This window comes from Mesorhizobium sp. M1A.F.Ca.IN.022.06.1.1, assembly GCF_003952605.1.
Classification (GTDB): Bacteria; Pseudomonadota; Alphaproteobacteria; order Rhizobiales; family Rhizobiaceae; genus Mesorhizobium.
Map to the genome: position 1 here is coordinate 4851316 of NZ_CP034455.1, position 23903 is coordinate 4875218.

Consider the following 23903-nt stretch of genomic DNA (forward strand, 5'->3'; position numbering starts at 1 on the left):
CCATTGATGCATGATTTCGGCTTCCGTGTTAAAGAGCGCACGGTGAGAGACATTATTTTGAATTTCGGAAGAATGGCGGATGGATATGATCGAGGCCATGAAGGTGGCCGTGGCAGTCGCCAGGCATAACAGCTTCTCTTCTGCGAGCCGGGATTTGCGCCTTTCCGCTGCCTCGGTAAGCCGCATTGTGGCGGACTTGGAGACCGATCTCGGCGTACGTCTCTTTAACCGCACCACCAGGCAGATCAATCTGACGGATGCCGGGATGGAGTTCGTGCAAAAGAGCACCGGCCTCCTGGAGGAGCTTGATCAGATGCGGAGCGCAGTACGCGAACGCCACGAAACTCCTCGCGGCCAACTCCACGTCTCCTGCGTAACGGCCTTTGGTAATGAGTGCCTGGCACCAGTGGTTCCTGAGTTCGTGCGCCGGTTCCCGCAGCTCGATGTCTCAATCGACCTTGGCAATCGTTTGGTTGATCTCATTGGCGAGCACTTCGATGTCGCCATCCGGGTAGGACCGTTGAACGATTCATCCCTGATTGCGCAGAGGATTTTCACGCAGAGGATCGTGTTCGTCGCGACACCCCAGTTTTGCCAGCAATATGGGACACCCAGGACCTTGGACGAGATCAGAGCGTGCCCATCCGTTACTCAGGTCAGCGGGGAATGGGGGCGCGTTCATAAGTTTTCGCATCAAGGAAAGGTCATTGACTTCGAAGTGCCGCAGCAATTGACAATGAACTCAGCGCGAGCGGTGAGAAACGCCTGCCTAGCGGGAGGGGGGTACTCCCTCTTGGGCGATTTCATGGTCGCCCAGGATATAGCGGAGAACCGCCTCGTGCGGCTGCTGCCGGATCATGAACCCATGGAGCAACCGATCTTCGCCTTCTACGCTCAGCGACGTCACACCCCACGTAAAGTCAGGGTGTTTATTGACTATTTGGCGGAGGTCTTCAGTGGCAAGAATACCTCGTGAGACCTCTTGTCTAGGTGCCGATGGCACACCGCTTACGACAAAGGGCGGCTCCGAGCGGCGGCACCGAGCCGCTCTTTTTTTAGCAGATTGAGGTTAGGCATTTGCGAAGGCGGCGGCGCCGTGGTCGGCGCGGCCAACCAGTTGGCGAAAGCCGGCGAACAGCTCGCGGCCGAAGCCGAACTCGTTGCCGATCAGGTCGGCATCCGCCGTGCGGCGCAGCGCGAACTCCGTTCCCGGCACCAGCACCTCCAGCGTGCCTGCGTCGGCGTCGAGGCGAATGATGTCGCCGTCATGGATCCTGGCGATCGGCCCGTCCTCGACCGCTTCCGGCGTCACATGGATCGCCGCCGGCACCTTGCCGGAAGCACCCGACATGCGCCCGTCGGTCACCAGCGCGACGCGCTGGCCGCGATCCTGCAGCACGCCGAGCACGGTGGTCAGCTTGTGCAGTTCCGGCATGCCGTTGGCCTTCGGCCCCTGGAAGCGGATCACGGCGACGAAGTCGCCGGTCAGCGTGCCCGACTTGAAAGCTTCGTTCAGCCCCTGCTGGCTGTCGAACACCTTGGCCGGCGCCTCGATGACGCGCCGTTCGGGCTTGACCGCAGAGGTCTTGATCACGGCATGGCCGAGGTTGCCGGCAAGCACCTTCAGTCCGCCGGTCGGCTGGAACGCCTTCTTGAACGGCGCCAGCACCTTCTCGTCGCCGCTCTCGAGCGGCGCCGCTTCACGCACGACGCTGCCGTCGGCGCCGAGCTTTGCCTCGACAGCATAGGGCCGCAGGCCTTCGCCCCAGACCGTCTGCACGTCCTCGTGCAGCAAGCCTTCGTCGAGCAACTCGCGGATCAGGAAGCCGAGCCCGCCGGCGGCGTGGAAATGGTTCACGTCGGCGAGTCCGTTCGGGTAGACGCGGGCGAGCAGCGGCACGGCCTCCGACAGGTCGGAGATGTCCTGCCAGGTAAGCGAAATTCCGGCTGCCGCGGCCATGGCGATGAGGTGGATGGTGTGGTTGGTCGAGCCGCCGGTCGCGTGCAGGCCGACCACGCCGTTGACGATCGAGCGCTCGTCGATCATGCGCCCGACCGGCGTATAGGCATTGCCGAGCGCGGTGATCGCCAGCGCGCGCTTCGCCGCCTCCCTGGTCAGCGCGTCGCGCAGCGGCGTACCCGGGTTGACGAAGGAGGCGCCGGGCGTGTGCAGGCCCATGATCTCCATCAGCATCTGGTTGGAATTGGCGGTGCCGTAGAAGGTGCAGGTGCCCGGCCCGTGATAGGATTTGGACTCCGCCTCGAGCAGCTCGGCGCGGCCCGCCTTGCCCTCGGCATAGAGCTGCCGGACCTTGGCCTTCTCGTCGTTCGGCAGGCCCGACGTCATCGGTCCGGCCGGAATGAAGACGGCCGGCAGGTGCCCGAAGGTGAGCGCCGCGATCACCAGCCCGGGCACGATCTTGTCGCAGACGCCGAGGAAGACGGCGGCGTCGAACATGTTGTGCGAAAGGCCGATCGCCGCTGCCATGGCGATCACGTCGCGCGAGAACAGCGACAGCTCCATGCCTGGCTGGCCTTGCGTCACGCCGTCGCACATCGCCGGCACGCCGCCGGCGACCTGGGCGATGCCGCCTGCTTCGCGTGCCGCGTCCTTGATCAGCGCCGGAAAGGTCTCGAACGGCTGATGCGCCGACAGCATGTCGTTGTAGGAGGTGATGATGCCGAGGTTGGGCACGCAATCGCCGCCGAGTGCCACCTTCTCCGATGGGCTGCAGACGGCAAAGCCGTGGGCGAGGTTGCCGCAGGAGAGCACCGCGCGGTTGGCGGCGCGCCCCGACGCCTCCGCGATGCGTCCGAGATAGGCTTCGCGGCCGGCCTTCGAGCGTTGGCGGATGCGTTCGGTGATGGCTTCGACGTCGCGTCTGGCTGTCATGGCTGGTCCTTTCTGGCCCCGGAAAACGTCCTCCCACAGCCTCCGGGGCTGTTCCTTTGGTGAAATTAGGGTGCCCAGAACACCTCTACCGGTATCGGCGCCGCTTCGAGCACGTTGCGGATGGGCTTTTTCATGCCCGCTCCCATCGCGCCGTCGAAGGCAATACGCTTGTCCTCTCCCTCGATGTGGAGCGCGATGAAACCGGCGGCAACGATCCGCGCCATCGACAGCGTCAGCCGCGGCTCGCCGGCGCTTTGCGCATGCACGGGCAGCACGATCCGCGGTGAGGACGGGTCGATGAGCTCGGCGAGATTGCCGGCATCGGGAAAGAAGGAGGCCGTGTGGCCGTCGGCACCCATGCCAAGCACCACCACATCCAGAGGCCAGGGCAATGATTGCAGGGGCTCGCTGTCCGACGCCGCTGCGTCCTCGATGGTCGCCGCCTCATGGTAGAGCGGCACGAAGCGCGCTGCCGCTGCCTTGTTCTGGAGCAGGTTGGCCGCCACCAGCCCGGCATTCGAGCGCGGCGAGGAGGGCGGCACGAAACGTTCGTCGACCAGCGTCACGGTGACCTTGTCCCAGGCGATCGGGATTAAAGAGAGCGCGGCGAAGAATTTTGCCGGCGTCGTGCCGCCGGATACGGCGAGCAGCGCCGTGCCGCGGTCGGTGATCGCCTTGGTCAGGCGGGCGGCGACGTGGCCGGCAAGGGCCGCCGCCAGCTGCTGGCGGTCGGCAAAGCCGTTCCAGGCGTAAACGGCCCCGCTCAATTGCTCTCGTGCCATGTCCGTCCGTCACGTTCGATGAGCGCGATGGAGGCCGACGGACCCCAGGTGCCGGCCGTATAGCCCTGCGCTTCCTGCCTGGCGCTTTCCCAGGCGTTCTGGATCGGATCGATCCACTTCCAGGCCGCCTCGACCTCGTCGCGACGCATGAACAGCGTCTGGTTGCCGCGCACCACATCCATGATCAGCCGCTCGTAGGCGTCCGGCGCGCGGCTGTGGAAGGATTGCGCGAAGCTCATGTCGAGCGAGATCTGGCGCAGCCGCATGCCGCCCGGCCCCGGATCCTTGATCATGATGTACTGCTTGACGCCTTCGTCCGGCTGCAGCCTGATCACCAGCTGGTTGGCGAAGATCGGCCCGGCGCTGTCGCCGAAGATGGAATAGGGGATCGGTTTGAATTCGATGACGATTTCCGAAACGCGGGTCGCCAGCCGCTTGCCGGTCCTGAGATAGAAAGGCACGCCGGCCCAGCGCCAGTTGCCGATCTCGGCTTTGAGGGCGACGAAGGTCTCGGTGTTGCTGTCCTTGCCGAGCTCCTCGACATAGCCCTTGACCGGCCCGCCGGCGGAGGCGCCGGCGCGATACTGGCCGCGCACCGTGTGCTTCGGCGCCTCGTTGCCGTTGATGCGCTTCAGCGCCCGCAGCACCTTCAGCTTCTCGTCGCGCACGGCGTCCGCGTCCATCGAGGACGGTGTTTCCATGGCAACCAGGCAAAGCAGCTGCAGGATGTGGTTCTGCACCATATCGCGCAGCGCGCCGGCTTTGTCGTAGTAGGTGACGCGGTCCTCGAGACCCACGGTCTCGGCCACGGTGATCTGCACATGATCGATATGGGCGGAGTTCCACAGCGGCTCATAAAGCGCGTTGGCAAAGCGCAGCGCCATCAGGTTCTGCACCGTTTCCTTGCCGAGATAGTGATCGATGCGGAAGATCTGGCTTTCGTGGAAATCGTCACCCACAGCGTCGTTGAGCGCCCGTGCCGAGGCGAGGTCACGGCCGATCGGCTTCTCCAGCACGATGCGCGAGTTCGGGGTGATCAGCTTGTGTTCCTTGAGCTGATGCGAGATGTCGCCGAACAGCGCCGGCGCCACCGCGAGGTAGAAAGCGCGGATGCGGTCGCTGTCGCCGATGGCCTTCTTGAGCTTGTCGAAGCCGACGCCGGAGGTGGCGTCCGCCGAGACATAGGAAAGCCGAGCAAGAAATGTGTCCAGTTCCTTCGGCTCGATGTCGGCCGGATTCACATGGTCCGATATCGCTTTCTTGGCGAAGGTCTGGAACTCGGCATCGCTCATCTTCGCGCGCGACGTGCCGATGATGCGCGTCGGCTCCGAAAATTGGTGGTCGCGCTGGCGGTGGTAGAGCGAGGGCAGAAGCTTGCGCTCCGACAGGTCGCCGGTACCGCCGAAGATGATGAAGTCGAAAGGTTCGACAGGGATGATCTGGCTGGTCATGGTCAGTCCGGTTTGATGCCGCTAGCCGGTAGCGGCGCTGATATATTCTAATCGATTTAAATCGTCCAGTGTCATGGTGTCACATCCGGGACCAATCGCTGGACAATCGATTGGGCCCAAATGCGGCCTTGACACTGGCGCCGCCGGGAGGCTTGTCGGCAAGCAACAGCTTTCCGGAAGCGTTCGCGCCTGCAACATAGAACCTGAATGTGACGAAAGCTAAGGGAGAATGGCGACCGCCAGCCCTTCAATGATGGGAAAAACCATGCGTCTGCAAAACAAGGTTGCCATCATCACCGGCGCGGCGTCGGGCTTCGGCGAGGGCATGGCGAAGCGCTTCGCCGAGGAAGGCGCGCGCGTCGTGGTTGCCGACCTCAACGCCAAGGGCGCAGCGCGCGTGGCGAAGGAAATCGGCGACAACGCGATCTGGACCCAGACCGACGTCTCGCAACGCTCCGAATTCGACGAGATGGTTTATGCCGCCAAAAGCGCCTTCGGCCGCGTCGACATCATGGTCAACAATGCCGGCTACACCCATCGCAACGGCGACATGCTCGGCGTCGACGAGCAAACCTTCGACCTGATCACCGCTGTCAACATGAAGGCGATCTATCATGCCGCGCTTGCCGTGGTGCCGATCATGGACCGGCAGGGCGGCGGCGTCATACTGACCACGGCTTCGACAGCCGGCATCAGGCCGCGGCCGGGCCTCACCTGGTACAACGCCTCCAAGGGATGGGCGATCACCGCCACCAAGTCGATGGCGGTCGAACTCGCCCCGAAGAACATCCGCGTCAATTGCCTCTGCCCGGTCGCCGGCGAGACCGGCATGCTGGAGAAGTTCATGGGCGCCGACACGCCGGAGATCCGCGAAAAATTCCGCGTCTCTATCCCGCTCGGCCGGCTGTCGACGCCGCTCGACATCGCCAACGCGGCGCTCTGGCTGGCTTCGGACGAGGCGGCCTTCATCACCGGCGTGGCGCTGGAGGTCGACGGCGGGCGCTGCATCTGAACCGACGTCGCGGCGGCGTCAGGCCGCCAAGAGCGTCCAGATCAGGCGCCGGTCTTGACGAAGCTCTTGTAGATCCAGCCGCGTTTGCCGTTATAGACGATCTCGCACCATTTTTTGCAGCTCATCACCTGCACGGCTGACTTGGCAGGCACAGTGACGATCGCGGCGGCGCCGTTCTTCGGGCCGGAACGCATGGTAACAGCCCTCAGGACGCGCCCATTGGTGCCAGTGCCGGCGTTTTCGGGCTTCGGCTCGTCCTGGGCCGCATCGTCGGGTGCCGCCGGCTGGGCCTCGGCAACCTGGGGCTTCGCGTCCGGGATGGCGGCGGTCTGGGCCGCATCCATTTTGTCGTCAGGCTTTTTTGCGTCTGCCGATTGGGCAGCAGCCGGCGCAGGCGATGCGACCTCAGCCAGGGCGGCCGAAGCATCGTTTCCGGACGCGGATTCGGCGAAGGCGGCAACGGCTGGTTTGTCGTTCTGCGTCGCCGGCTTCTCCGCTGCCTGGGCGGATGAGGCCGGCGGGGCATCCGCCGCGGGCGCAAGCTCACCAACCGTGCCGTTCCAGCGGGGATTGTTGGAAGCCAGTGCCGGGATGGCGGCTTCTCGGGATACAGTCATGGGCGAAACCGCATCGGCCTTGCGCGCGGCTTGCGGCGCGGCGGCGACACTGACAGCGCTCGATACCGTCGGAGCGATTTTCTTCGTCTTGACCGGGATCGCGGGGACGGTCTGCTCCGTTTTCGCGATCGCCTGCCGCTCATTGGCCGGCAAGGCCAGCCAAAGCGCCACCGCCGCCACGCCAAGCAGCGCCGCGGTGCCGACGGCCGCGATCACCAGATGCGCGTTCGACTGCAGGCCCTGCCAGAACGAGGGCCGCATGTCATAGCCGAACCGCACAGCAAAGTGCCGTCGTTCCGGCGCACCGAAACTGAAGGGCTCGTTCACCTAAACCACCTCCAACAACCGGGCCGACGTTCTTTCGATCTTGCCGCAAACCGTTCGCGGCTGATCGGCATCGGTCCCGAAATTTCCAGCGGGCAGGCCCGCGCAAATCCCCGTCTTATCGCCCCGAACCGGCATCTTTTACCGCCGATTATGGCATCAGTGCGCCTTTTTGCGAAATTCTGCGCGTTTGTTAAGGATTCCGCAACGTGCCGTTAGGGAAGCGGACTTGTCGAATTAACTGCTTCTGCACATGTTCCGGCTTCAGATCCTGCGGCGCACTGCGAACCAGTGGAGCGCCAGAAACAGCAGCGGTGCGCGTAAACGACGGCCGCCCGGGAAGGCCGGAATCTTCAGATTCTCGATCAGCTTCAGACGGTCGCGATTGCCTGCGACCGTCTCGGCGTAGAGCTTGCCGAAGAAGTTGGACAGCATGATGCCGTGGCCGGAATACCCGCCCATCGAGGCATGCGGAAACGCAGGTGAATGGTGAATGGTGAATAGCGAATGCTTTGCTAGAGCGCTCTGGCTGCGTTCACTCATCCAATATGAAACTACTCACCATTCACTATTCACTCATTCACTCGAAGTGGCCGCTCACACATTCAGCAACAGATACTCCCGCTCCCAAGGGCTGATCACTTCCATGAATGTCTCGAACTCGGCTCGCTTGATGGCCGCATACGTGGCTGCGAAGGATTTGCCGACGATGGCGCCAAGCTCCTCGTCGGCTTCGAAGAGGTCCACGGCCTCGAGCAAGCTGCGCGGCAGGTCGATCTCGTCCTCGTTGGCGGTCGTCAGCACCGGCGGCTCGGCCTGGACCTTGTTGTTCATGCCGATCAACCCGCAGGCAAGCGAGGCGGCAAGCGCCAGATAGGGATTGGCGTCCGAGGACGGAATCCGATTTTCGACGCGCCGCGCCGCTGGATCGGAACGCGGCACGCGGAAAGCCGTCGTGCGGTTGTCGTAGCCCCACTTGTTGTTGACCGGCGCCGACGCAGCCTGCGTGAGCCGCCGATAGGAATTGACGTAAGGCGCAAGCATCACCAGCGCGTTCGGCACGTGTTTCTGCATGCCGCCGATGAAATGGAAGAACGCATCCGTCTCGGCGCCGTCCTCGGCCGAGAAGATGTTTTTTCCGGTCTTCTTGTCGACCACCGACTGGTGGATATGCATGGCCGAGCCAGGTTGCCCCTGGATCGGCTTGGCCATGAAGGTAGCGTAGATTTCGTGCTTCAGCGCCGCCTCGCGGATCGTGCGCTTGAACATGAAGACCTGGTCGGCAAGCTCGATCGGATTGCCGTGACGCAGGTTGATCTCAAGCTGACCGGCGCCCTCCTCGTGGATCAGCGTATCGATCTCCAGGCCTTGCCGCTCCGAGAAATGGTAGATGTCGTCTATCAGTTCGTCGAACTCGTTGACGCCCGCGATCGAATAGCCGGCGCCGCCGCCGATCGGCCGCCCTGAGCGCCCGACGGGCGGCGTCAGCGGGTAGTCCGGATCAGGGTTCTTGCGCACCAGATAGAATTCGATCTCGGGCGCCACCACCGGCTTCAGCCCACGGTCGTCATAGGCGGCCAGCACGCGCTTCAGAACGTTGCGCGGCGTGAATTCGACGGAGCGGCCATCCTGGTGGACGAGGTCGCAGATCACCGCGGCGGTCGGATCTTCCTCCCAAGGCACGACGGTCAGTGTCGAGAGATCGGGCAAGAGCTTCAGGTCGCCATCGTCCTCCGGATAGTGGAAGCCATTGCCGTCTTCCGGATAGCCGCCGGATATCGTCGTCATGAAGACGGCTGAAGGCAACGCCAGCGATGTGTTGGAGGTGAATTTCTTCGACGGCATCATCTTGCCGCGGGCGACGCCGGCCTGGTCCGGCGTGATGCACTCGATGTCCTCGATGCCGCGCCACTCCAGCCAGGCGCTGGCTTCCTTCCAGTTCTTCACACCGCGTTCGTTTTTCAAGAAGGCAGGCGTGCGGGCGCGTCCCCCCGGCTCGACGGACGGACTTCCTTTTTTTCAGGCGGCATCATTCACCAGATTGTGTTGCGGATTTCAAAGTATAGCCGGGCGCCGTGGCGGAAGGAAAGGGGAGGCGCCCGCGTCGCCACAGGCAAGCCGAGTCGCAGCCCAAAGGAACCGGCGTGCCTGTCTTCTTGCTGGCGGCGCAGCGCCACAGGGTCTAGATGAGCCTGTAAGCAAAGGGTTGCACATGTCCGCTCCACGTTTGACCACCATCGGCTTCGATGCCGACGACACGCTGTGGCAGAACGAGCAGTTCTTCCGCCTGACCGAGAAGCGTTTTGCCGCCTTGCTGGCCGAGCACGGCGATCATGAGCACATCGCGGCACGGCTGCTCGAAGCGGAAAGGCGCAACCTCGCCCTCTATGGCTTCGGCATTAAGGGCTTTACGCTGTCGATGATCGAGACGGCCGTCGCGATCACAAACGGCGAGGTGCCCGGTTCGGTCATCGGCGAAATCCTGGCTGCCGGCCGCGAGATGCTCAGCCATCCGATCGAGCCGCTGCCGCATGCCCGCGAGACGGTCGAAAAGCTGGCGGGCTCCTACCATCTGGTGCTGATCACCAAGGGCGACCTCTTCGATCAAGAGCGCAAGCTCGCGCAGTCGGGAATGGGTGATCTCTTCGATGCCGTCGAGATCGTCAGCGACAAGAGCGCAGCCACCTATGCCCGCATCTTCAGCCGCAATGGCGACGGTCCGCAGAACAGCATGATGGTTGGTAACTCGCTCAAGTCCGACGTTGTTCCCGCCATCGAGGCCGGTGGCTGGGGCATCCATGTGCCGCACGAATTGACCTGGGCGATCGAACACGCCGAGGCGCCTGTCGCGGCGCCGCGTTTTCGCGAGATCGCAGATCTCGGCGAGTTGCCGGCACTGGTCGAGGCAATAGCGAAGCCCGGCTGAGCGTCGCCTCTGCCTAGCCGCGGCCGACCAGGCGATCGATTACTGGTTGCAGCCTTTCGGGCGTGATCGGCTTGGCGACCACGGCGTCGACCACGCTCGACAGGCCGAGGCTGTCCGGCGTGCCATTCCTGGTTGAAAGCAGGATCACGGCGGGCCGCGTCTTGCCGGAAGCGCGCCGCAGCGCGTCGATGCCGGACAGCAACCTGTCGCAATCCCTGTCGTCGGGTCCGCCGTCGAGTATGATTGCGCCGGGAACCAGGCCGGCCAAAGCTTTTTCGGCCGCCTCCGGTGGCTCCGAAATCGGCTTCAGCCCGGACTTTTCCACGATTTTCGAAACGACGACCCGGTTGATCGACGATTTGCCGACCACCAGCACCTTGGAGAAATCCGCCGGCAGCCGGGCCGCCGCGCCACGGTCCGCCGGTTTCATTGGTTTTTCAGAGTCGTCACGATTGGCGGGACACATGTCTGGCGGAGGCTCTGGTTCAATGCAGGGTTGAAACCTTAAGCGCGCAATTGGCGCGAGATCGCCAGCGGTGTCAAGCAAAAATAGTGGAAAATGATAATATAGCAAGAATTGCTAAAAACCGGCGCAAGTTCTCTCCGGCGCCACGGCCACAATTCGAAAAAACGAACGTCTCCCGGAACGTATAGCGCACGGGAGACACTCGCGAGTGATTGTTGACGTTACGTCAGCCTTGGCTCTGATGGGTGACGATCACTGGGATCAAAAGATCACCCCAGTTGCCGTCTCCGCCATGGTGCCTGGCCGAGCGCACCAGCTCGACGGACACACCTGCTTCGACCGCCTTCATCACAGACTGGTTGAGCCTGTGCAGGTCGTTGGCAAGCATGCGGATCGTCGCCTGCTGATCGACGCTCATCGCGCTTGATTGTTCTTCGGCCCGTTCCTTGACCCGGCTTATCGATGCCATTGCTGTTCTCCTCGACGTAAGTGCCCTTCGGGCGTTTCCTCTGCTGTTGTCATTACTCGGCCGCCGGCCTGAACTGGGCGTGCTCGGTCGACTCATGCATGGCGGTGGTCGAAGACTGGCCGCCGGAGATCGCCATCGAAACGGCATCGAAATAGCCGGTGCCGACTTCGCGCTGATGCTTGGTCGCGGTATAGCCATGGACCTCCGCCGCGAATTCCGCCTCCTGCAGTTCCGAATAGGCCGCCATCTGGCGCTCCTTGTAGCCGCGGGCCAGTTCGAACATGCCGAAGTTCAGCTGGTGGAACCCGGCCAGTGTGATGAACTGGAATTTGTAGCCCATGGCGCCGAGTTCCTTCTGGAACTTCGCGATGGTCGCGTCGTCCAGGTTCTTCTTCCAATTGAACGACGGCGAGCAATTATAGGCGAGCAGCTTGGCCGGGTGGTGCTTGTGCACCCCTTCAGCGAACTTCCTTGCCTGCTGAAGATCCGGCTTCGAGGTTTCGCACCAGATCAGGTCCGCATGCGGCGCGTAGGCGACGGCGCGCGCGATGCAGGGCTCGATGCCGTTCCTGACGTGATAGAAGCCCTCGACCGTGCGGCCGGCGTCATAGTCGACGAAAGGCCGGTCGCGCTCGTCGATGTCGGAGGTGAGCAGCTTGGCGGCTTCCGCGTCGGTGCGCGCCACCACCAGCGTCGGCGTGCCCATCACGTCCGCTGCAAGCCGGGCCGCATTGAGGTTGCGGATATGCGCTGCGGTCGGGATCAGCACCTTGCCGCCGAGATGGCCGCACTTCTTCTCCGACGCCAACTGGTCCTCATAGTGGACGCCAGCGGCACCGGCCTCGATGAAAGCCTTCATGATCTCGAACGCGTTGAGCGGCCCGCCAAAGCCGGCTTCGGCGTCGGCGACGATGGGCGCGAACCAGGTCTCGACCGAAAGACCCTTGCCTTCGGATGTCTCGATCTGGTCGGCGCGCTGCAGCGTGCGGTTGATGCGCTTGACCAGCTCCGGCGCCGCATTCGCCGGATAAAGCGACTGGTCCGGATACATGGCCGACGCGGTGTTGGCGTCGGCCGCGACCTGCCAGCCCGACAAATAGATCGCCTTCAAGCCCGCCCTGACCTGCTGCATGGCCTGGTTGCCCGACATGGCGCCGAGCGCATTGACGAAATCTTCCTCGTGGATGAGCTTCCACAGCCTGCTCGCGCCCATCTCGGCAAGCGTGTGGCGAATCTGGACCGAGCCGCGCAGCCGCTTCACGTCCTCCGGCGAGTAGGGCCGTTCGATGCCGTCGAAACGGCCTTCCGGTGCGGACGGGACGAGGTTGTAAAAATCAGTCATCGATTGCTCCAGGTCAGTCTTGCTTGTTTAGATGGCCCGTTTGACGGACGTATCTGTGCGCCGTTCACGTGTTACATTGTTTACATTGCGCCGAAAAAGTCGCCAGAAAAACCGGAGCTTGCCCGCTAAAATACGGGAAAACTGGTGTTGCGTTTGACAGGTCGGGGCTGTAAATCTGTCATGATTGTAAAATCTGGATGAGCCCGCGGCGGCGCGCCGTTATGTAAAACTCTTGTCAAGGTAACCGATTGGCCGAGCAGAAGATCTTCGCCGGGCCGCGCATCCGCCGGCTTCGCAACGCCAAGGGCCTGACCCAGACGGCGATGGCCGAAGGCCTGGGCATCTCGCCATCCTACCTCAATCTCATCGAGCGCAACCAGCGGCCGCTGACGGTGCAGCTGATCCTCAAGCTGGCGTCGGCCTACAAGATCGACCCGCACGAATTGCAGGGCGAGACCAAAGGATCGATCGCGGCGCTGAAGGAAGTGTTCGGCGATCCGCTGCTGGCCGGCGAACTGCCGGGCGACCAGGAACTGATCGACCTCGCCGAGATCGCGCCGAACGCTTCCGCCGCGATGGTGAAATTGTTTCGCGCCTATCGCGAGCAGGCCGATCGGCTGTCGGATCTCAATGAACTCCTGGCGCGGGAGGGCAGGGCGACCGCATTGTCCGGCACGCGCCTGCCTGTCGACGAAGTGCACGAGACTTTCGAGCGCAGGCCGAACCATTTCGCCGCGCTGGAGGAGGAAGCCGAGGCCTTCATTTCGCTGCTCGATCCAGGCGACGACCTGTTCGGCACGCTGAAGGCGTGGCTAAGGCGCGAGCACGGCATCGTGGTCAAGGTGCTGCCGGTGGCCACCATGCCGAACTGGCGCAGGCGCTACGATCGCCATTCGCAACGCCTGTTCCTGTCAGAGCGGCTCTCCCCCTTCGATCAGCTGCGCGAGGTCGCCATGGAGGCGAGCCTGATGCGCATGACGGTGGCTGTGGCGGGCGAGATCCAGACGTTGAAGCTCGGCACGGACGAAGCGCGCCGCTTAGCCCGTTTCGAGCTCGGCCGCTATGCGGCGCACGCGCTGATGATGCCCTATCACGCCTTTCATGCAGCGGCCGTCCGCGCCCGCTACGACATCGACGTCTTGCGTTCGCGCTTCGGCGTCTCCTTCGAGCAGGCGGCAAACCGCCTGACCATGCTGCAGCGGCCGAGCGCCTCAGGCGTACCGTTCTTCATGCTGGAGGTCGACAGTGCCGGCAACCGCTTCCGCAAGGCGGGCAGCCTGGGCTATCCGCAAAGCCGTTTCGGCGGCGCCTGTCCGAAGCTTCCTGTCCATGCGGCCTTTTCGCAGCCGGGCCGGATCCTGGTCGAGGCGGTGGAAATGCCGGACGGGGCCGAGTTCCTCTGCATCGCCCGCACGCTCGAAGGGCCGCAAGGCGCCTTTTCCGAGCGGCCGCGGCGCACGGCGCTTCTGCTGGGCTGCGACATCGGCTTTCGCGACGAGATCGTCTACAGCGCGGCGCTGCCCGGACCGTCCGCCGCCAAGGCCGCGCAGAGCACGGCATATGCAACGCCGGTCGGCCCGGCCTGCAGGCTCTGCGAGCGCGTCGGCTGCCTGGCGCGCGCCGAGCCGCCGGTGACCCGGCCGCTTGGCCTCGACGAGATGGTGACGGGTCTCAGCGCCTTCGATTTCCAGGGGTAGCACCCCCCGCCAGCCGCAGCGGTTCAGCGACCCGCAAGCCGGCTTTGTCCTACATTTCAGCGGATGCTGGATCACGCCTGGCTCCAGCATTTGCGCTACGCGAATGGGATATGGTGTGGTCGTCCGTGGTGGATCGTGCCGCCGGCAATTAGCTGACAGTCTCGCCTATGACCGATACCGCCTCGTCTCGCGTTGCCTTGGCTGCCGTCTCGCCGCGCGAGGAGCGGATCGGCATGCTGCTGGTCTTCCTGTCGGCGCTGATGTGGAGCTTTGGCGGCACCATCGCTCGCTTCATCCATGTCGGCGACAGCTGGACGGTGGTGTTCTGGCGCTCGATCTGGGCGGTGGGCTTCCTCGTCGCCTTCATGCTCTGGCGCGGCGGCTGGCGCGGCACCTGGAGATTGTTCCGCGACATGGGCCTGCCTGGGCTGGGCGTCGCTCTCTGCTTCGCCACCGCCTCCACGAGCTTCATCGTCGCGCTCGCCTACACGACGGTCGCCAACATCTTGTTGATGCAGGCCGGTGTCCCGCTTCTGGCGGCCATGCTCGCCTGGGTGCTGTTTCGCGAACGCGTGACCCCAGGAACCTGGGTCGCCATTGCCGCCGTCATCACCGGCGTGGCCATCATGGTCTCGGAATCGCTTGACGGCGCCGTCTCGCCGATCGGCGATGGCCTGGCGCTGCTGATCGCGGTGATGTTGTCGTTCGCGACCGTGATCACCCGGCGCTTTGCCCATGTGCGCATGGTGCCGGCCACTTGCCTCGGCGCATTGCTCGCCGGTGCTTTTGCTGCCTCGCAAGCCACGGAATTCACCGTCTCCGGGCGCGACATGGGCTTTCTCTTCGCCTTCGGCGTCATCAATCTCGGCGTCGGTCTTGCTTTTTTCGCCATGGGCGCCCGCCTGGTGCCCGCGGCCGTCGCGGCGCTGCTCGGCACTTTCGAGCCGATCCTCGGTCCGATCTGGGTGTGGCTCGTCCATTCCGAGGTGCCGTCGGGGCGCACCATCATCGGCGGCGCGGTCGTCATCGCCGCGCTGCTTGTTCATATTGCGTTTGAGTTCAAGCGGCAGACCCGGCCCGAGCGGCCGGGCATCACCGGGCTGCCGTCTCCCAATTGATGCTCGCGTGTCTTCCCCATTGACAACTCCGCTGCGGGGCGGGCAGGCTGCAATTACGGCAACAACAAGACAGGCGTATCTTGCCAAGTGACTCCGCCGGCCTCATCGAGGCCGGACCGCATCGTTACATCTCTGCTTACGCCGCGGCCAACGCCGCTGAGGCCGTCCGAACAGCTTCCTGGAAAGGAGGCAAGGGCGGCGCCCGTCACTCAACGATCCGGCGCACTGCCAGGCGCGCGCGCTTGTGGCTCTCCGGAAATCTCCATAGTCTGAAACAAACGCCGTCCCGCGCCCATGTCGCGACGAGCCGGCACGGGAACACTCACCAAAGGAGAATATCATGATCCGCAAAGCGCTTTTGCTTTCGGCGACTTCGGCCTTTCTGACGCTCTTCGCCGCGAGCGGCCATGCCGACGACCGCGTCGTCAACGTCTATAACTGGTCGGACTATATCGACAGCTCGATCATCGAGGACTTCACCAAGAAGACCGGCATCAAGGTCGTCTACGACACTTTCGATTCCAACGAGATCCTGGAGACGAAGCTGCTGGCCGGGGGCAGCGGCTATGATGTCGTGGTGCCCAGCGCCAATTTCCTGGCGCGCCAGATCCAGGCCGGCGTCTTCCAGAAGCTCGACAAGTCCAAGCTGCCGAACATCTCCAACATGTGGGATGTCATTTCGGAGCGCACCGCAAAGTATGATCCGAACAATGAGTACTCGGTCAACTATATGTGGGGCACGGTCGGCCTCGGCTACAACGTCAAGAAGGTGCAGGCGGCACTCGGCACCGACAAGATCGACAGCTGGGACGTGTTCTTCAATCCGGAGAGCCTCGCCAAGCTCAAGGATTGCGGCGTCTATGTGCTGGATTCCCCCTCCGACATCATTCCGGCCACGTTGAAACATCTCGGCCTCGATCCAAACAGCACCTCGCCCGACGATATCGCCAAGGCCGAGGAGGCCCTGCTCAAGGTCCGCCCGTATATTCGCAAGTTCCATTCCTCGGAATACATCAACGCGCTGGCAAACGGCGACATCTGCCTGGCGATCGGCTGGTCGGGCGATGTGTTCCAGGCGCGAAACCGCGCCGAGGAGGCCAAGCAGGGCGTCGAGATCGGCTATTCGGTGCCCAAGGAAGGCGCCCAGATGTGGTTCGATCAGATGGCGATCCCCGCCGACGCGCCGCATGTCGCGGAAGCGCATGAGTTCATCAACTACATGATGACCCCGGAAGTCATCGCCAAATCCTCGAATTATGTGCTCTACGCCAACGGCAACAAGGCCTCGCAGCAGTTCGTCGACAAGGCCCTGCTGGAGGACACCTCGGTCTATCCGGACGAGGAGACGACCAAGAAGCTTTACACCGTGCAGCCCTACGATCCCAAGACACAGCGCATCATCACGCGCACCTGGACCAAGATCGTCACCGGCCAATAAGCATCGAGACGCGACCCCGGCAGAAACTGCCGGGGTCGCTTTCTTTAGAAGCAATTCCAGCAACAGTGTGGGACGGTTTTCCGCCCCCGGAATTGCGTCAAAAACAAAAAGCTGGAGCGGTTCGGCGTTTTCTCGAAACCATGAACCGTTCCAGCGGAACGAAACAGACCCGGAGTGGGACATGAAATCGCTTGGCAGCATCCGCAGGGATTTCGCGCCATGGAATGATCCGAGCGCCAAGCCGTATATCCAGTTCGACAAGGTGACCAAGAAGTTTGGCGACTTCACCGCTGTCAACAATCTGTCGCTGACCATCTTCGAACGTGAGTTCTTCGCCCTGCTCGGCGCCTCGGGCTGCGGCAAGTCGACCCTGCTCAGGATGCTCGCCGGCTTCGAGGAGCCGACCGCGGGGCGCATTCTGCTCGACGGCCAGGACCTGCGCGGCATTCCGCCCTATAAGCGGCCGGTGAACATGATGTTCCAGTCTTATGCGCTGTTTCCGCATATGACGGTGGAAAGGAACATCGCCTTCGGCCTCAAGCAGGAAGGCATGCCCGCTCCCGATATCGAAAAGCGCGTCGCCGAGATGCTGAGGCTGGTCAAGCTCGAGCAGTTCGCCAAGCGCAAGCCGCACCAGCTTTCCGGCGGTCAGCGCCAGCGCGTGGCGCTTGCCCGCTCGGTCGCCAAGCGGCCGAAGGTGCTTTTGCTGGACGAGCCGCTCGGCGCGCTCGACAAGAAGCTGCGTGAGGAGACGCAGTTCGAACTGATGGACCTGCAGCAGGAACTTGGGCTTACCTTCGTCGTCGTCACCCACGACCAGGAGGAAGCCATGACCATGGCCGACCGCATCGCCATCATGGACAGGGGCGAGGTGATGCAGGTGGCGACGCCGGCGGAAATCTACGAGGCCCCGACGTCGCGCTTCGTGGCGCATTTCGTCGGCAATGTGAACATGTTCGAGGGCAAGGTTGCCGAGCGGGCAGCGAATACGACGCGCATCACCGGCGCGACCGGTGCGCAGATCGTTGTCGAGAATGCCACCGACACCACCAAGGGCGCCGACATCGTCTTCGCGATCCGGCCCGAGAAGATCAAGGTATCGTCGAGGAAGCCGGCCGATGCCGTCAATGCGCTGGAAGGCGAAGTCTATGACGTTGCGTATCTTGGCGACATGACCGTCTACCACATCAAGCTCGACGACGGACAGATGGTGCGGGCAAGCGCGTTGAACGCTGCCCGCGTCAGCGACGACCCTCTGACCTGGAACGATCGCGCCTGGGTCTCCTTCCGGCCGGACGCCGGCGTCGTGCTGACAAGGTAACAGGGCGGCCATGACCAACATCGCCGCCGCCCCTTCCTCGGCCGAAACCGCCGCTCAGTTGCCGACCAAGCTGGCGAAGGGCTTCGTTGACCGTCTCGTTATCATCGTTCCCTATCTCTGGCTGCTGTTCTTCTTCCTTGTCCCGTTCATCATCGTCTTCAAGATCTCGCTGTCGCAGACGGCGATCTCGATGCCGCCTTACACTCCTGTGCTCGATTTCGGCGACGGCATTTCCGGATTCTTCGCCGGCTTTCGCGAGCTCAACTTCGACAACTACACCTGGCTGACCCAGGACGCGCTTTACTTCAACGCCTATGTGACCAGCCTGATCATCGCGGGCATCTCGACGGTGTTGACGCTGGTCGTCGGCTATCCGATCGCCTATGGCATGGCGCGCGCGCCGGCGACGATCCGGCCGACCTTGCTAATGCTGGTGATCCGTTCTGGACCTCGTTCCTGATCCGCGTCTATGCCTGGATCGGCATCCTGAAACCCGAAGGGCTGCTCAACCAGGTGCTGCTCGCCACTGGCCTGATCAGCCAGCCGCTGGTCATCCTCAACACCTACACCGCGATCTTCATCGGCATCGTCTATTCCTATCTGCCCTTCATGGTGCTGCCGCTCTACTCGTCGCTGGAGAAGATGGACTATTCGCTGATCGAGGCGGCGCAGGATCTCGGCTGCCCGCCGATCGGTGCCTTTTGGAAGATCACCTTCCCGCTGTCGCTGCCGGGCGTGATTGCCGGCTGCCTGCTGGTCTTCATCCCGGCGGTCGGCGAGTTCGTCATACCGGACCTTCTCGGCGGCTCGCAGACGCTGATGATCGGCAAGACGCTGTGGAACGAATTCTTCGCCAACCGCGATTGGCCGGTCTCCTCGGCGGTGGCGGTCATCCTGCTCCTGGTGCTGACCGTCCCCATCATGTTCTTCCAGCAAGCTCAAGCGAAAGCCCAGGAGCAAGGCAAATGAACGCCACCTGGAGCCGCTTCAACATCACTTCGATCGTGCTCGGTTTTGCCTTTCTCTATCTGCCGATCGTGCTTCTCATCGTCTTTTCCTTCAACGAATCCAAGCTCGTCACCGTTTGGGGCGGCTTTTCGACGAAATGGTACGTGTCGCTGTTCCACAACCAGGGCCTGATGGACGCCACCTGGGTGACAGCCCGCGTCGGCGTCATCTCGGCGACCGTTGCCACCGTGCTCGGCACGCTGGCGGCGATCACCTTGACCCGCTACACACGCTTCAAGGGACGAGTGCTGTTTTCCGGCATGGTCTTTGCGCCGCTGGTCATGCCGGAAGTCATCACCGGCCTGTCGCTGCTCTTGCTCTTCGTGGCCGTCGGACTTGACCGAGGCTTCTTCACCGTCACGCTCGCCCACATCACCTTCACCATGTGCTTCGTGGCCGTCGTCGTGCAGTCGCGCCTGGTCTCCTTCGACCGCTCGCTGGAGGAAGCCGCGATGGACCTCGGCGCGCCGCCGGTGAAGACCTTCTTTCAGATCACCTTGCCCGTCATCTTGCCGGCGATCATCTCCGGCTGGATGCTGGCCTTCACGCTCTCGCTCGACGATCTGGTCATCGCCTCCTTCACCTCGGGCCCCGGCGCCACGACGCTGCCGATGAAGATCTACAGCCAGGTGCGCCTCGGCGTGACGCCTGAGATCAATGCCGCCTGCACCATCCTGATCGCCGTCGTCGCGATCGGCGTCATCATTGCCTCGATCGCCAACAAGCGCCGCGAGGTCCAGCGCCAGCGCGATGAGCAGGCGGCGCAACGCGGATAGGGAACAAAGACGGGCGCGACCTGCGCCTTGTTCTATTGGCCTGAAACGCCGCGGCTGATCGGCGAGATGAACGGAGTGCTCCAGTTGCCGCCGACGAAGAACAACGACTGCTTTGGGGGCTGCGGCGCCTGCACCGCTGTCTGACCGGCGGTAGGCGGTTGCTGAGCCGGCTGTTGCTGCGCAGGTTGTCCGTTCGGGATGATGCCGCCCGAGAGCGCCAGCCCGCGCCCGGTATAGGAGGCGATGCCCGAAAGCCAGATCTTGTACTTCTGTGCATTGACCTCGGCCTTGTCCAGCCGCGCCACACCTTTCGAGATGCTCGCCTTGATCTCGGCACCGTCTATGGGCAGCGAGCCGTCGGCGACGTCGTCGAGGGCGAAGAATCCGCCCTGTTCGTTGCGCTTGAGAAAGGCAGGCAGGTTGAGGCCGTTGAGCGAGCCCGGCCCGAACGTCGCCGAGAAAGACCCGTCGGCGTTCTCGAAGATCGAGTCCCAGGCCTTGCCCGGCCCCTTCAGAATTACCGAGACGGTTCCGGTTCCGGCCGGCACCAGCCGCGTCATCCCCGCCGCGGTGGCGAAGGCGCCGGTGTCGACGTCCGATGCCAAAAGCCGCAACTCGACCTGAGTGCCGTCCGGCTTGCGGTCGAAGCGCAGGCTGCTCTGGATGTTGCCGTTGAAGGCCGACGCGTCGGAGATGTCAAAGACGGCAAGCCCGTTCTTGACCTGCGCGGTCGCGGCGACATCGGCAAGCTGGATCGGGCCGGCGGTGGCGTGCGCCGCCGACAGCCTGAGATCGAGGTTGATCTTGTCGGCGAAGCCGGTGTCGAACTCGCCGGGGCCTGCCTGGCCGGCCGGAGCGATCGGCGTGAAAGCGGAAAGGACCGATCGAAGATCGAGCGTATCGAACGCAAGCGTGCCGGAAACAACGGGAAGGGGCTCGCTGAACGAAAAGTCCAGCGCTCCCATGCCGGGGTTGTTGTCCAGCGCCACCGTCGTGTTCTCGAACTTCGCGCGCCCCGCCGAGGCCGCCACCTTGCTCGCGACCGAGACGGAGCCGATCGCAGCACCAGGCGCCATGCCGGCCTGCGACCATTCAAGCAGGCGTCGCAGCGAAGGGGCGGTGAATTTCGCTTGGCCGTCCAGATAGCCGTTCTCCGACATCGAGGCGACGCCGTCGAAAGAAAGTGTGGCGGGCGCCGCCTTGAAGGCGAGCGTGACGGGGGCGACCCCTCCGGCAAACAGCACCAGCGGCTTCGCCGAGGAAAAATCGATCTGGACGCTTTCGCCGCGCCATATGCCGGTCGCCGTGAGCGCGGCGTCGCTGTTCATCGCCGCCCAGTTCACCTGGCCGCTGAGGCTGCTCAGGATCTCGGTATCCTTGCCGCCAACCGAGGTCACGACGCGGCCGTCGCGGAACTCGACGATGCCGAACGGATCGGAAGGGAGTCTGCCGAGGTCGGGCTTCTGCGGGTTCGCGGTGACCACGCCGCGCGCAGTGTCGATCGAGCGGGTGATGCGGCCGCCGGTCGGCAGCGGCGGCAGATAGAGGCCGCTCGCTTTGCGCTCCACCCTGATCGTCGGCCGCACCAGCCTTGCCGTCGAGAATTGGACGTCGCCCTGCACGGCGGCCATGGCCGAGAGATCGACTTCGACGCGCTCGGCTTCGATCACCGGCGGCGCGTCGGTCTCCGTCCATTGCGACAGCGTCACATCGCTGAGGATTGCCCGGAACTTAGGCCACACCTCGATGCGCGGCGAACCGTCGATCGTCACGCGAAAACCGCTCCAGGCGCTCAATTCCCAAGCGATGCGGTCGCGTACGATGCGCGTCGAGGCAATCAGCGGCAAGGCGGCGACGGCGAGCGCGATGACCAGCACCGCAACGCCGATTACCCATACCCCGCGCCGGATCAAAGATGATCTCATCTCGCCCCGTGAGTTTCCATTGCCGACAAATCGCCCGACGGGTGTAGCCGAGCGCCGACGCTTTTCAAGTCTTTATGGCCCTCCGATGGCGTTTGCGCCGTGTCCTTGCCGGCCATTTCAACAAAATCTTGCTCTGCTGCGCTGCGGTATGCATAAGCGATAAACCCGTCCGGTCCGCCAACGCCACGCCGGTTTTGGGACAACGACGCAGGCGACATCAGGCTTAATTGCCGCAATCGCGACGCGCTTTGGGAGGAACGATATGGCTGCCGACACCCCCTTGTGGACGCCGACGCAGGACCGGATCGCCTCCGCGCCCATGACCGCCTTCATGAAAGCTGCGGTTGCGAAGTCTGGCCAGGCTTTCTCCAGCTATGCCGAGCTCCACCGCTGGTCGATCGACGACCGCGAGGCGTTCTGGGACCTCGTCTGGGACTTTTGCGGACTTGTCGGCGACAAGGGCGAGCGGGCTCTGGTCGATGGCGAGAAGATGCCTGGTGCCGCCTTCTTTCCCGATGCGAAACTCAATTTCGCCGAGAACCTTCTGAAAAAAAACGGCGGCAGCCTCGCTATCGTTTTCCGCGGCGAGGACAAGGTCGAGCGCCGGCTGTCCTGGAACGAGCTCCATGCGCTCACTTCGCGCCTGCAGCAGCTCTTCCTGTCGATCGGCGTCAGAGAGGGCGATCGCATCGCCGCCATGATGCCGAACATGCCGGAGACGGTCGCTGCCATGCTGGCTGCCGCCTCGATCGGCGCGGTCTGGTCTTCCTGCTCACCTGATTTCGGCGAACAGGGCGTGCTCGACCGTTTCGGCCAGATCGAGCCGGTCGTCTTCATCGCGCCTGACGGCTATTGGTACAACGGCAAAGCCATCGAAGTCGCCGACAAGATCCGCTCGGTGTCCGAGAAACTCGCGACCGTGCGCAAGGTGCTGATCGTCGACTATCTCGGCACGTCGGCCGACCTCGCCGCCACCATCGACAAGGCCGAGGCGCTGGAAGGAGCGCTCTCGCCCTTTGCCGCCAGGCCGCTCGCCTTCGAGCGGCTGCCTTTTTCGCACCCGCTCTACATTCTGTTCTCCTCCGGCACGACCGGAATCCCGAAATGCATCGTGCACTCGGCCGGCGGCACGCTGATCCAGCACGTCAAGGAGCAGCGGCTGCATGCCGGCCTACTGGATGGCGACCGCTTTTTCTACTTCACCACCTGCGGCTGGATGATGTGGAACTGGCTGGTCTCGGGCCTCGCCTCGGGGGCGACGTTGCTGCTCTATGACGGTTCGCCCTTCTACCCCGACGGCAATGCGCTGTTCGATTTCGCCGATGCCGAGAAGATGACCTATTTCGGCACTTCGGCGAAATTCATCGATTCCGTACGCAAGGCAGGGCTGAAGCCGATCGACAGCCACGACCTTGCAAGCGTGCGGACCATCTCATCCACCGGCTCGCCGCTGTCGCCGGAGGATTTCCGCTTCGTCTATGACGGCATCAAGAAGGACGTGCATCTCGCCTCGATATCCGGCGGCACCGACATCGTTTCCTGCTTCGTGCTGGGTGTCCCGACCGAGCCGGTCTGGACCGGCGAGATCCAGGGGCCGGGCCTCGGCCTGGCGGTGGACGTGTGGGACGACGACGGCAAGCCGGTCCGGCAGGAGAAGGGCGAACTCGTCTGCACCAAGGCATTCCCGTCGATGCCGATCGGCTTCTGGAACGATTCGGATGGCAAGAAGTACCACGCGGCCTATTTCGAGCGCTTCGACAACATCTGGTGCCATGGCGACTTCGCCGAATGGACGGCGCATGGCGGCATGATCATCCATGGCCGCTCCGACGCCACGCTCAATCCAGGCGGGGTGAGGATAGGCACGGCCGAGATCTACAACCAGGTCGAACAGATGCCGGAAATCCTGGAGGCGCTCTGCATCGGCCAGGATTTCGACAACGACGTGCGCGTCGTGCTGTTCGTGCGGCTGGCCGCCGGCGTGAGCCTCGATGAGGATTTGCAAAAGCGCATCCGCGCCAGAATCCGCTCGGGCGCCAGCCCCCGCCATGTGCCGGCGAAGATCGTTGCCGTCACCGACATCCCGCGCACCAAGTCGGGCAAGATCACCGAGCTTGCCGTGCGCGACGTGGTGCATGGTCGCGCCATCAAGAACAAGGAAGCGCTCGCCAATCCCGAGGCGCTGGAGCTGTTCAAGAACCTGCCGCAGCTTGCTGATTAGGCCTCCCCGGCATGGTTAAGAAATAGTGTCGGTCCAATTTACCTAGATTTCACGAGTGGTACACATTCGTAAATTTTTTTGGCTCCCGGTAAGGACTTGTTAAGGGACGGCGCCGAT

The 23903-nt window shown here is 63.3% G+C and carries 18 protein-coding genes and 2 pseudogenes; 10 read left to right on the forward strand and 10 right to left on the reverse strand.

Going from position 1 to position 23903, the window contains the following annotated elements:
* Window positions 1-79: 79 nt before the first annotated feature.
* Window positions 80-976 carry a LysR family transcriptional regulator gene (locus EJ078_RS23215; RefSeq protein WP_127214509.1) on the forward strand — a complete coding sequence of 299 codons (897 nt, stop codon included), beginning with the start codon at window positions 80-82 and terminating at the stop codon, window positions 974-976.
* Between the two features lie 93 nt (window positions 977-1069).
* Here EJ078_RS23215 and edd read toward each other — a convergent pair whose 3' ends face one another.
* The 3 genes from edd to zwf all read right to left on the reverse strand — a co-directional run bounded on the left by edd (window position 1070) and on the right by zwf (window position 5126).
* Window positions 1070-2893, reverse strand: a complete 1824-nt coding sequence (edd, locus tag EJ078_RS23220) for a phosphogluconate dehydratase (protein ID WP_127214511.1) — start codon at window positions 2891-2893, stop codon at window positions 1070-1072.
* Between the two features lie 65 nt (window positions 2894-2958).
* Window positions 2959-3675, reverse strand: coding sequence for a 6-phosphogluconolactonase (gene pgl / locus EJ078_RS23225; RefSeq protein WP_127214513.1), 717 nt, complete (start codon window positions 3673-3675; stop codon window positions 2959-2961).
* On the reverse strand, window positions 3657-5126 hold the full coding sequence (zwf, locus tag EJ078_RS23230; RefSeq protein WP_095801102.1) for a glucose-6-phosphate dehydrogenase: 1470 nt from the start codon (window positions 5124-5126) through the stop codon (window positions 3657-3659). The genes pgl and zwf overlap by 19 nt, the downstream gene beginning before the upstream one ends.
* 265 nt (window positions 5127-5391) lie before the next feature.
* Here zwf and EJ078_RS23235 point away from each other — a divergent pair, with 265 nt between their 5' ends.
* The gene (locus EJ078_RS23235; protein ID WP_127214515.1) at window positions 5392-6138 is read left to right on the forward strand and encodes an SDR family oxidoreductase; all 747 of its coding nucleotides are present in this window, start codon (window positions 5392-5394) and stop codon (window positions 6136-6138) included.
* 41 nt (window positions 6139-6179) lie between these two features.
* Here EJ078_RS23235 and EJ078_RS23240 read toward each other — a convergent pair whose 3' ends face one another.
* The 3 genes and pseudogenes from EJ078_RS23240 to EJ078_RS23250 all read right to left on the reverse strand — a co-directional run bounded on the left by EJ078_RS23240 (window position 6180) and on the right by EJ078_RS23250 (window position 9044).
* Complete coding sequence (locus tag EJ078_RS23240; protein ID WP_127214517.1) at window positions 6180-7082, reverse strand: SH3 domain-containing protein; 903 nt, start codon at window positions 7080-7082, stop codon at window positions 6180-6182.
* 261 nt (window positions 7083-7343) lie between these two features.
* Window positions 7344-7544: pseudogene (locus EJ078_RS23245) on the reverse strand (FAD-dependent oxidoreductase); the annotation flags it as partial.
* 132 nt (window positions 7545-7676) lie between these two features.
* On the reverse strand, window positions 7677-9044 hold the full coding sequence (locus tag EJ078_RS23250; RefSeq protein ID WP_245458916.1) for a glutamine synthetase family protein: 1368 nt from the start codon (window positions 9042-9044) through the stop codon (window positions 7677-7679).
* A gap of 247 nt (window positions 9045-9291) precedes the next feature.
* Between EJ078_RS23250 and EJ078_RS23255 the strand changes: the two genes are divergently transcribed.
* Window positions 9292-10005: an HAD family hydrolase gene (locus EJ078_RS23255; RefSeq protein ID WP_127214519.1), complete on the forward strand. Its 714-nt coding sequence runs from the start codon at window positions 9292-9294 to the stop codon at window positions 10003-10005.
* 13 nt (window positions 10006-10018) lie between these two features.
* On the opposite strand, the gene EJ078_RS23260 is transcribed toward EJ078_RS23255, so the two are convergent.
* The 3 genes from EJ078_RS23260 to aceA all read right to left on the reverse strand — a co-directional run bounded on the left by EJ078_RS23260 (window position 10019) and on the right by aceA (window position 12282).
* Complete coding sequence (locus tag EJ078_RS23260; protein ID WP_066989304.1) at window positions 10019-10435, reverse strand: response regulator; 417 nt, start codon at window positions 10433-10435, stop codon at window positions 10019-10021.
* Window positions 10436-10697: 262 nt separating this feature from the next.
* On the reverse strand, window positions 10698-10940 hold the full coding sequence (locus tag EJ078_RS23265) for a hypothetical protein (protein WP_067327258.1): 243 nt from the start codon (window positions 10938-10940) through the stop codon (window positions 10698-10700).
* A gap of 52 nt (window positions 10941-10992) precedes the next feature.
* Window positions 10993-12282 carry an isocitrate lyase gene (gene aceA / locus EJ078_RS23270; RefSeq protein ID WP_127215113.1) on the reverse strand — a complete coding sequence of 430 codons (1290 nt, stop codon included), beginning with the start codon at window positions 12280-12282 and terminating at the stop codon, window positions 10993-10995.
* A 248-nt stretch (window positions 12283-12530) separates the two neighbouring features.
* On the opposite strand from aceA, the gene EJ078_RS23275 reads away from it, so the two are divergent.
* The 6 genes and pseudogenes from EJ078_RS23275 (at window position 12531) to EJ078_RS23300 (ending at window position 19640) form a co-directional block, all read left to right on the forward strand.
* Window positions 12531-13979, forward strand: a complete 1449-nt coding sequence (locus EJ078_RS23275) for an XRE family transcriptional regulator (RefSeq protein WP_095801100.1) — start codon at window positions 12531-12533, stop codon at window positions 13977-13979.
* A 167-nt stretch (window positions 13980-14146) separates the two neighbouring features.
* Complete coding sequence (locus tag EJ078_RS23280; RefSeq protein ID WP_127215114.1) at window positions 14147-15097, forward strand: DMT family transporter; 951 nt, start codon at window positions 14147-14149, stop codon at window positions 15095-15097.
* Window positions 15098-15437: 340 nt separating this feature from the next.
* The gene (locus tag EJ078_RS23285; protein WP_067327271.1) at window positions 15438-16535 is read left to right on the forward strand and encodes a polyamine ABC transporter substrate-binding protein; all 1098 of its coding nucleotides are present in this window, start codon (window positions 15438-15440) and stop codon (window positions 16533-16535) included.
* 181 nt (window positions 16536-16716) lie between these two features.
* A complete protein-coding gene (locus EJ078_RS23290; protein ID WP_095825799.1) occupies window positions 16717-17856 on the forward strand; it encodes an ABC transporter ATP-binding protein in 1140 nt (379 codons plus the stop codon).
* Between the two features lie 10 nt (window positions 17857-17866).
* Window positions 17867-18825 (forward strand): annotated as a pseudogene (locus EJ078_RS23295) (ABC transporter permease subunit).
* The gene (locus EJ078_RS23300) at window positions 18822-19640 is read left to right on the forward strand and encodes an ABC transporter permease subunit (RefSeq protein ID WP_067327282.1); all 819 of its coding nucleotides are present in this window, start codon (window positions 18822-18824) and stop codon (window positions 19638-19640) included. Before EJ078_RS23295 ends, EJ078_RS23300 begins: the two are co-directional and overlap by 4 nt.
* 32 nt (window positions 19641-19672) lie before the next feature.
* Here EJ078_RS23300 and EJ078_RS23305 read toward each other — a convergent pair whose 3' ends face one another.
* The gene (locus tag EJ078_RS23305; RefSeq protein ID WP_127215115.1) at window positions 19673-21565 is read right to left on the reverse strand and encodes an AsmA family protein; all 1893 of its coding nucleotides are present in this window, start codon (window positions 21563-21565) and stop codon (window positions 19673-19675) included.
* 262 nt (window positions 21566-21827) lie between these two features.
* Between EJ078_RS23305 and EJ078_RS23310 the strand changes: the two genes are divergently transcribed.
* Entirely contained in the window at window positions 21828-23786 is a 1959-nt protein-coding gene (locus EJ078_RS23310) for an acetoacetate--CoA ligase (protein ID WP_127215116.1), read from the forward strand.
* The last annotated feature ends 117 nt before the right edge of the window (window positions 23787-23903 follow it).

Bases quoted from the DNA above. Each gene is read 5' to 3' on its own strand.
- EJ078_RS23215 (WP_127214509.1), top strand. From the start codon at position 80: ATGGATATGATCGAGGCCATGAAGGTGGCCGTGGCAGTCGCCAGGCAT.
- edd (WP_127214511.1), bottom strand. From the start codon at position 2,893: ATGACAGCCAGACGCGACGTCGAAGCCATCACCGAACGCATCCGCCAA.
- pgl (WP_127214513.1), bottom strand. From the start codon at position 3,675: ATGGCACGAGAGCAATTGAGCGGGGCCGTTTACGCCTGGAACGGCTTT.
- zwf (WP_095801102.1), bottom strand. From the start codon at position 5,126: ATGACCAGCCAGATCATCCCTGTCGAACCTTTCGACTTCATCATCTTC.
- EJ078_RS23235 (WP_127214515.1), top strand. From the start codon at position 5,392: ATGCGTCTGCAAAACAAGGTTGCCATCATCACCGGCGCGGCGTCGGGC.
- EJ078_RS23255 (WP_127214519.1), top strand. From the start codon at position 9,292: ATGTCCGCTCCACGTTTGACCACCATCGGCTTCGATGCCGACGACACG.
- EJ078_RS23260 (WP_066989304.1), bottom strand. From the start codon at position 10,435: ATGAAACCGGCGGACCGTGGCGCGGCGGCCCGGCTGCCGGCGGATTTC.
- EJ078_RS23265 (WP_067327258.1), bottom strand. From the start codon at position 10,940: ATGGCATCGATAAGCCGGGTCAAGGAACGGGCCGAAGAACAATCAAGC.
- aceA (WP_127215113.1), bottom strand. From the start codon at position 12,282: ATGACTGATTTTTACAACCTCGTCCCGTCCGCACCGGAAGGCCGTTTC.
- EJ078_RS23280 (WP_127215114.1), top strand. From the start codon at position 14,147: ATGACCGATACCGCCTCGTCTCGCGTTGCCTTGGCTGCCGTCTCGCCG.
- EJ078_RS23285 (WP_067327271.1), top strand. From the start codon at position 15,438: ATGATCCGCAAAGCGCTTTTGCTTTCGGCGACTTCGGCCTTTCTGACG.
- EJ078_RS23290 (WP_095825799.1), top strand. From the start codon at position 16,717: ATGAAATCGCTTGGCAGCATCCGCAGGGATTTCGCGCCATGGAATGAT.
- EJ078_RS23300 (WP_067327282.1), top strand. From the start codon at position 18,822: ATGAACGCCACCTGGAGCCGCTTCAACATCACTTCGATCGTGCTCGGT.
- EJ078_RS23305 (WP_127215115.1), bottom strand. From the start codon at position 21,565: ATGAGATCATCTTTGATCCGGCGCGGGGTATGGGTAATCGGCGTTGCG.
- EJ078_RS23310 (WP_127215116.1), top strand. From the start codon at position 21,828: ATGGCTGCCGACACCCCCTTGTGGACGCCGACGCAGGACCGGATCGCC.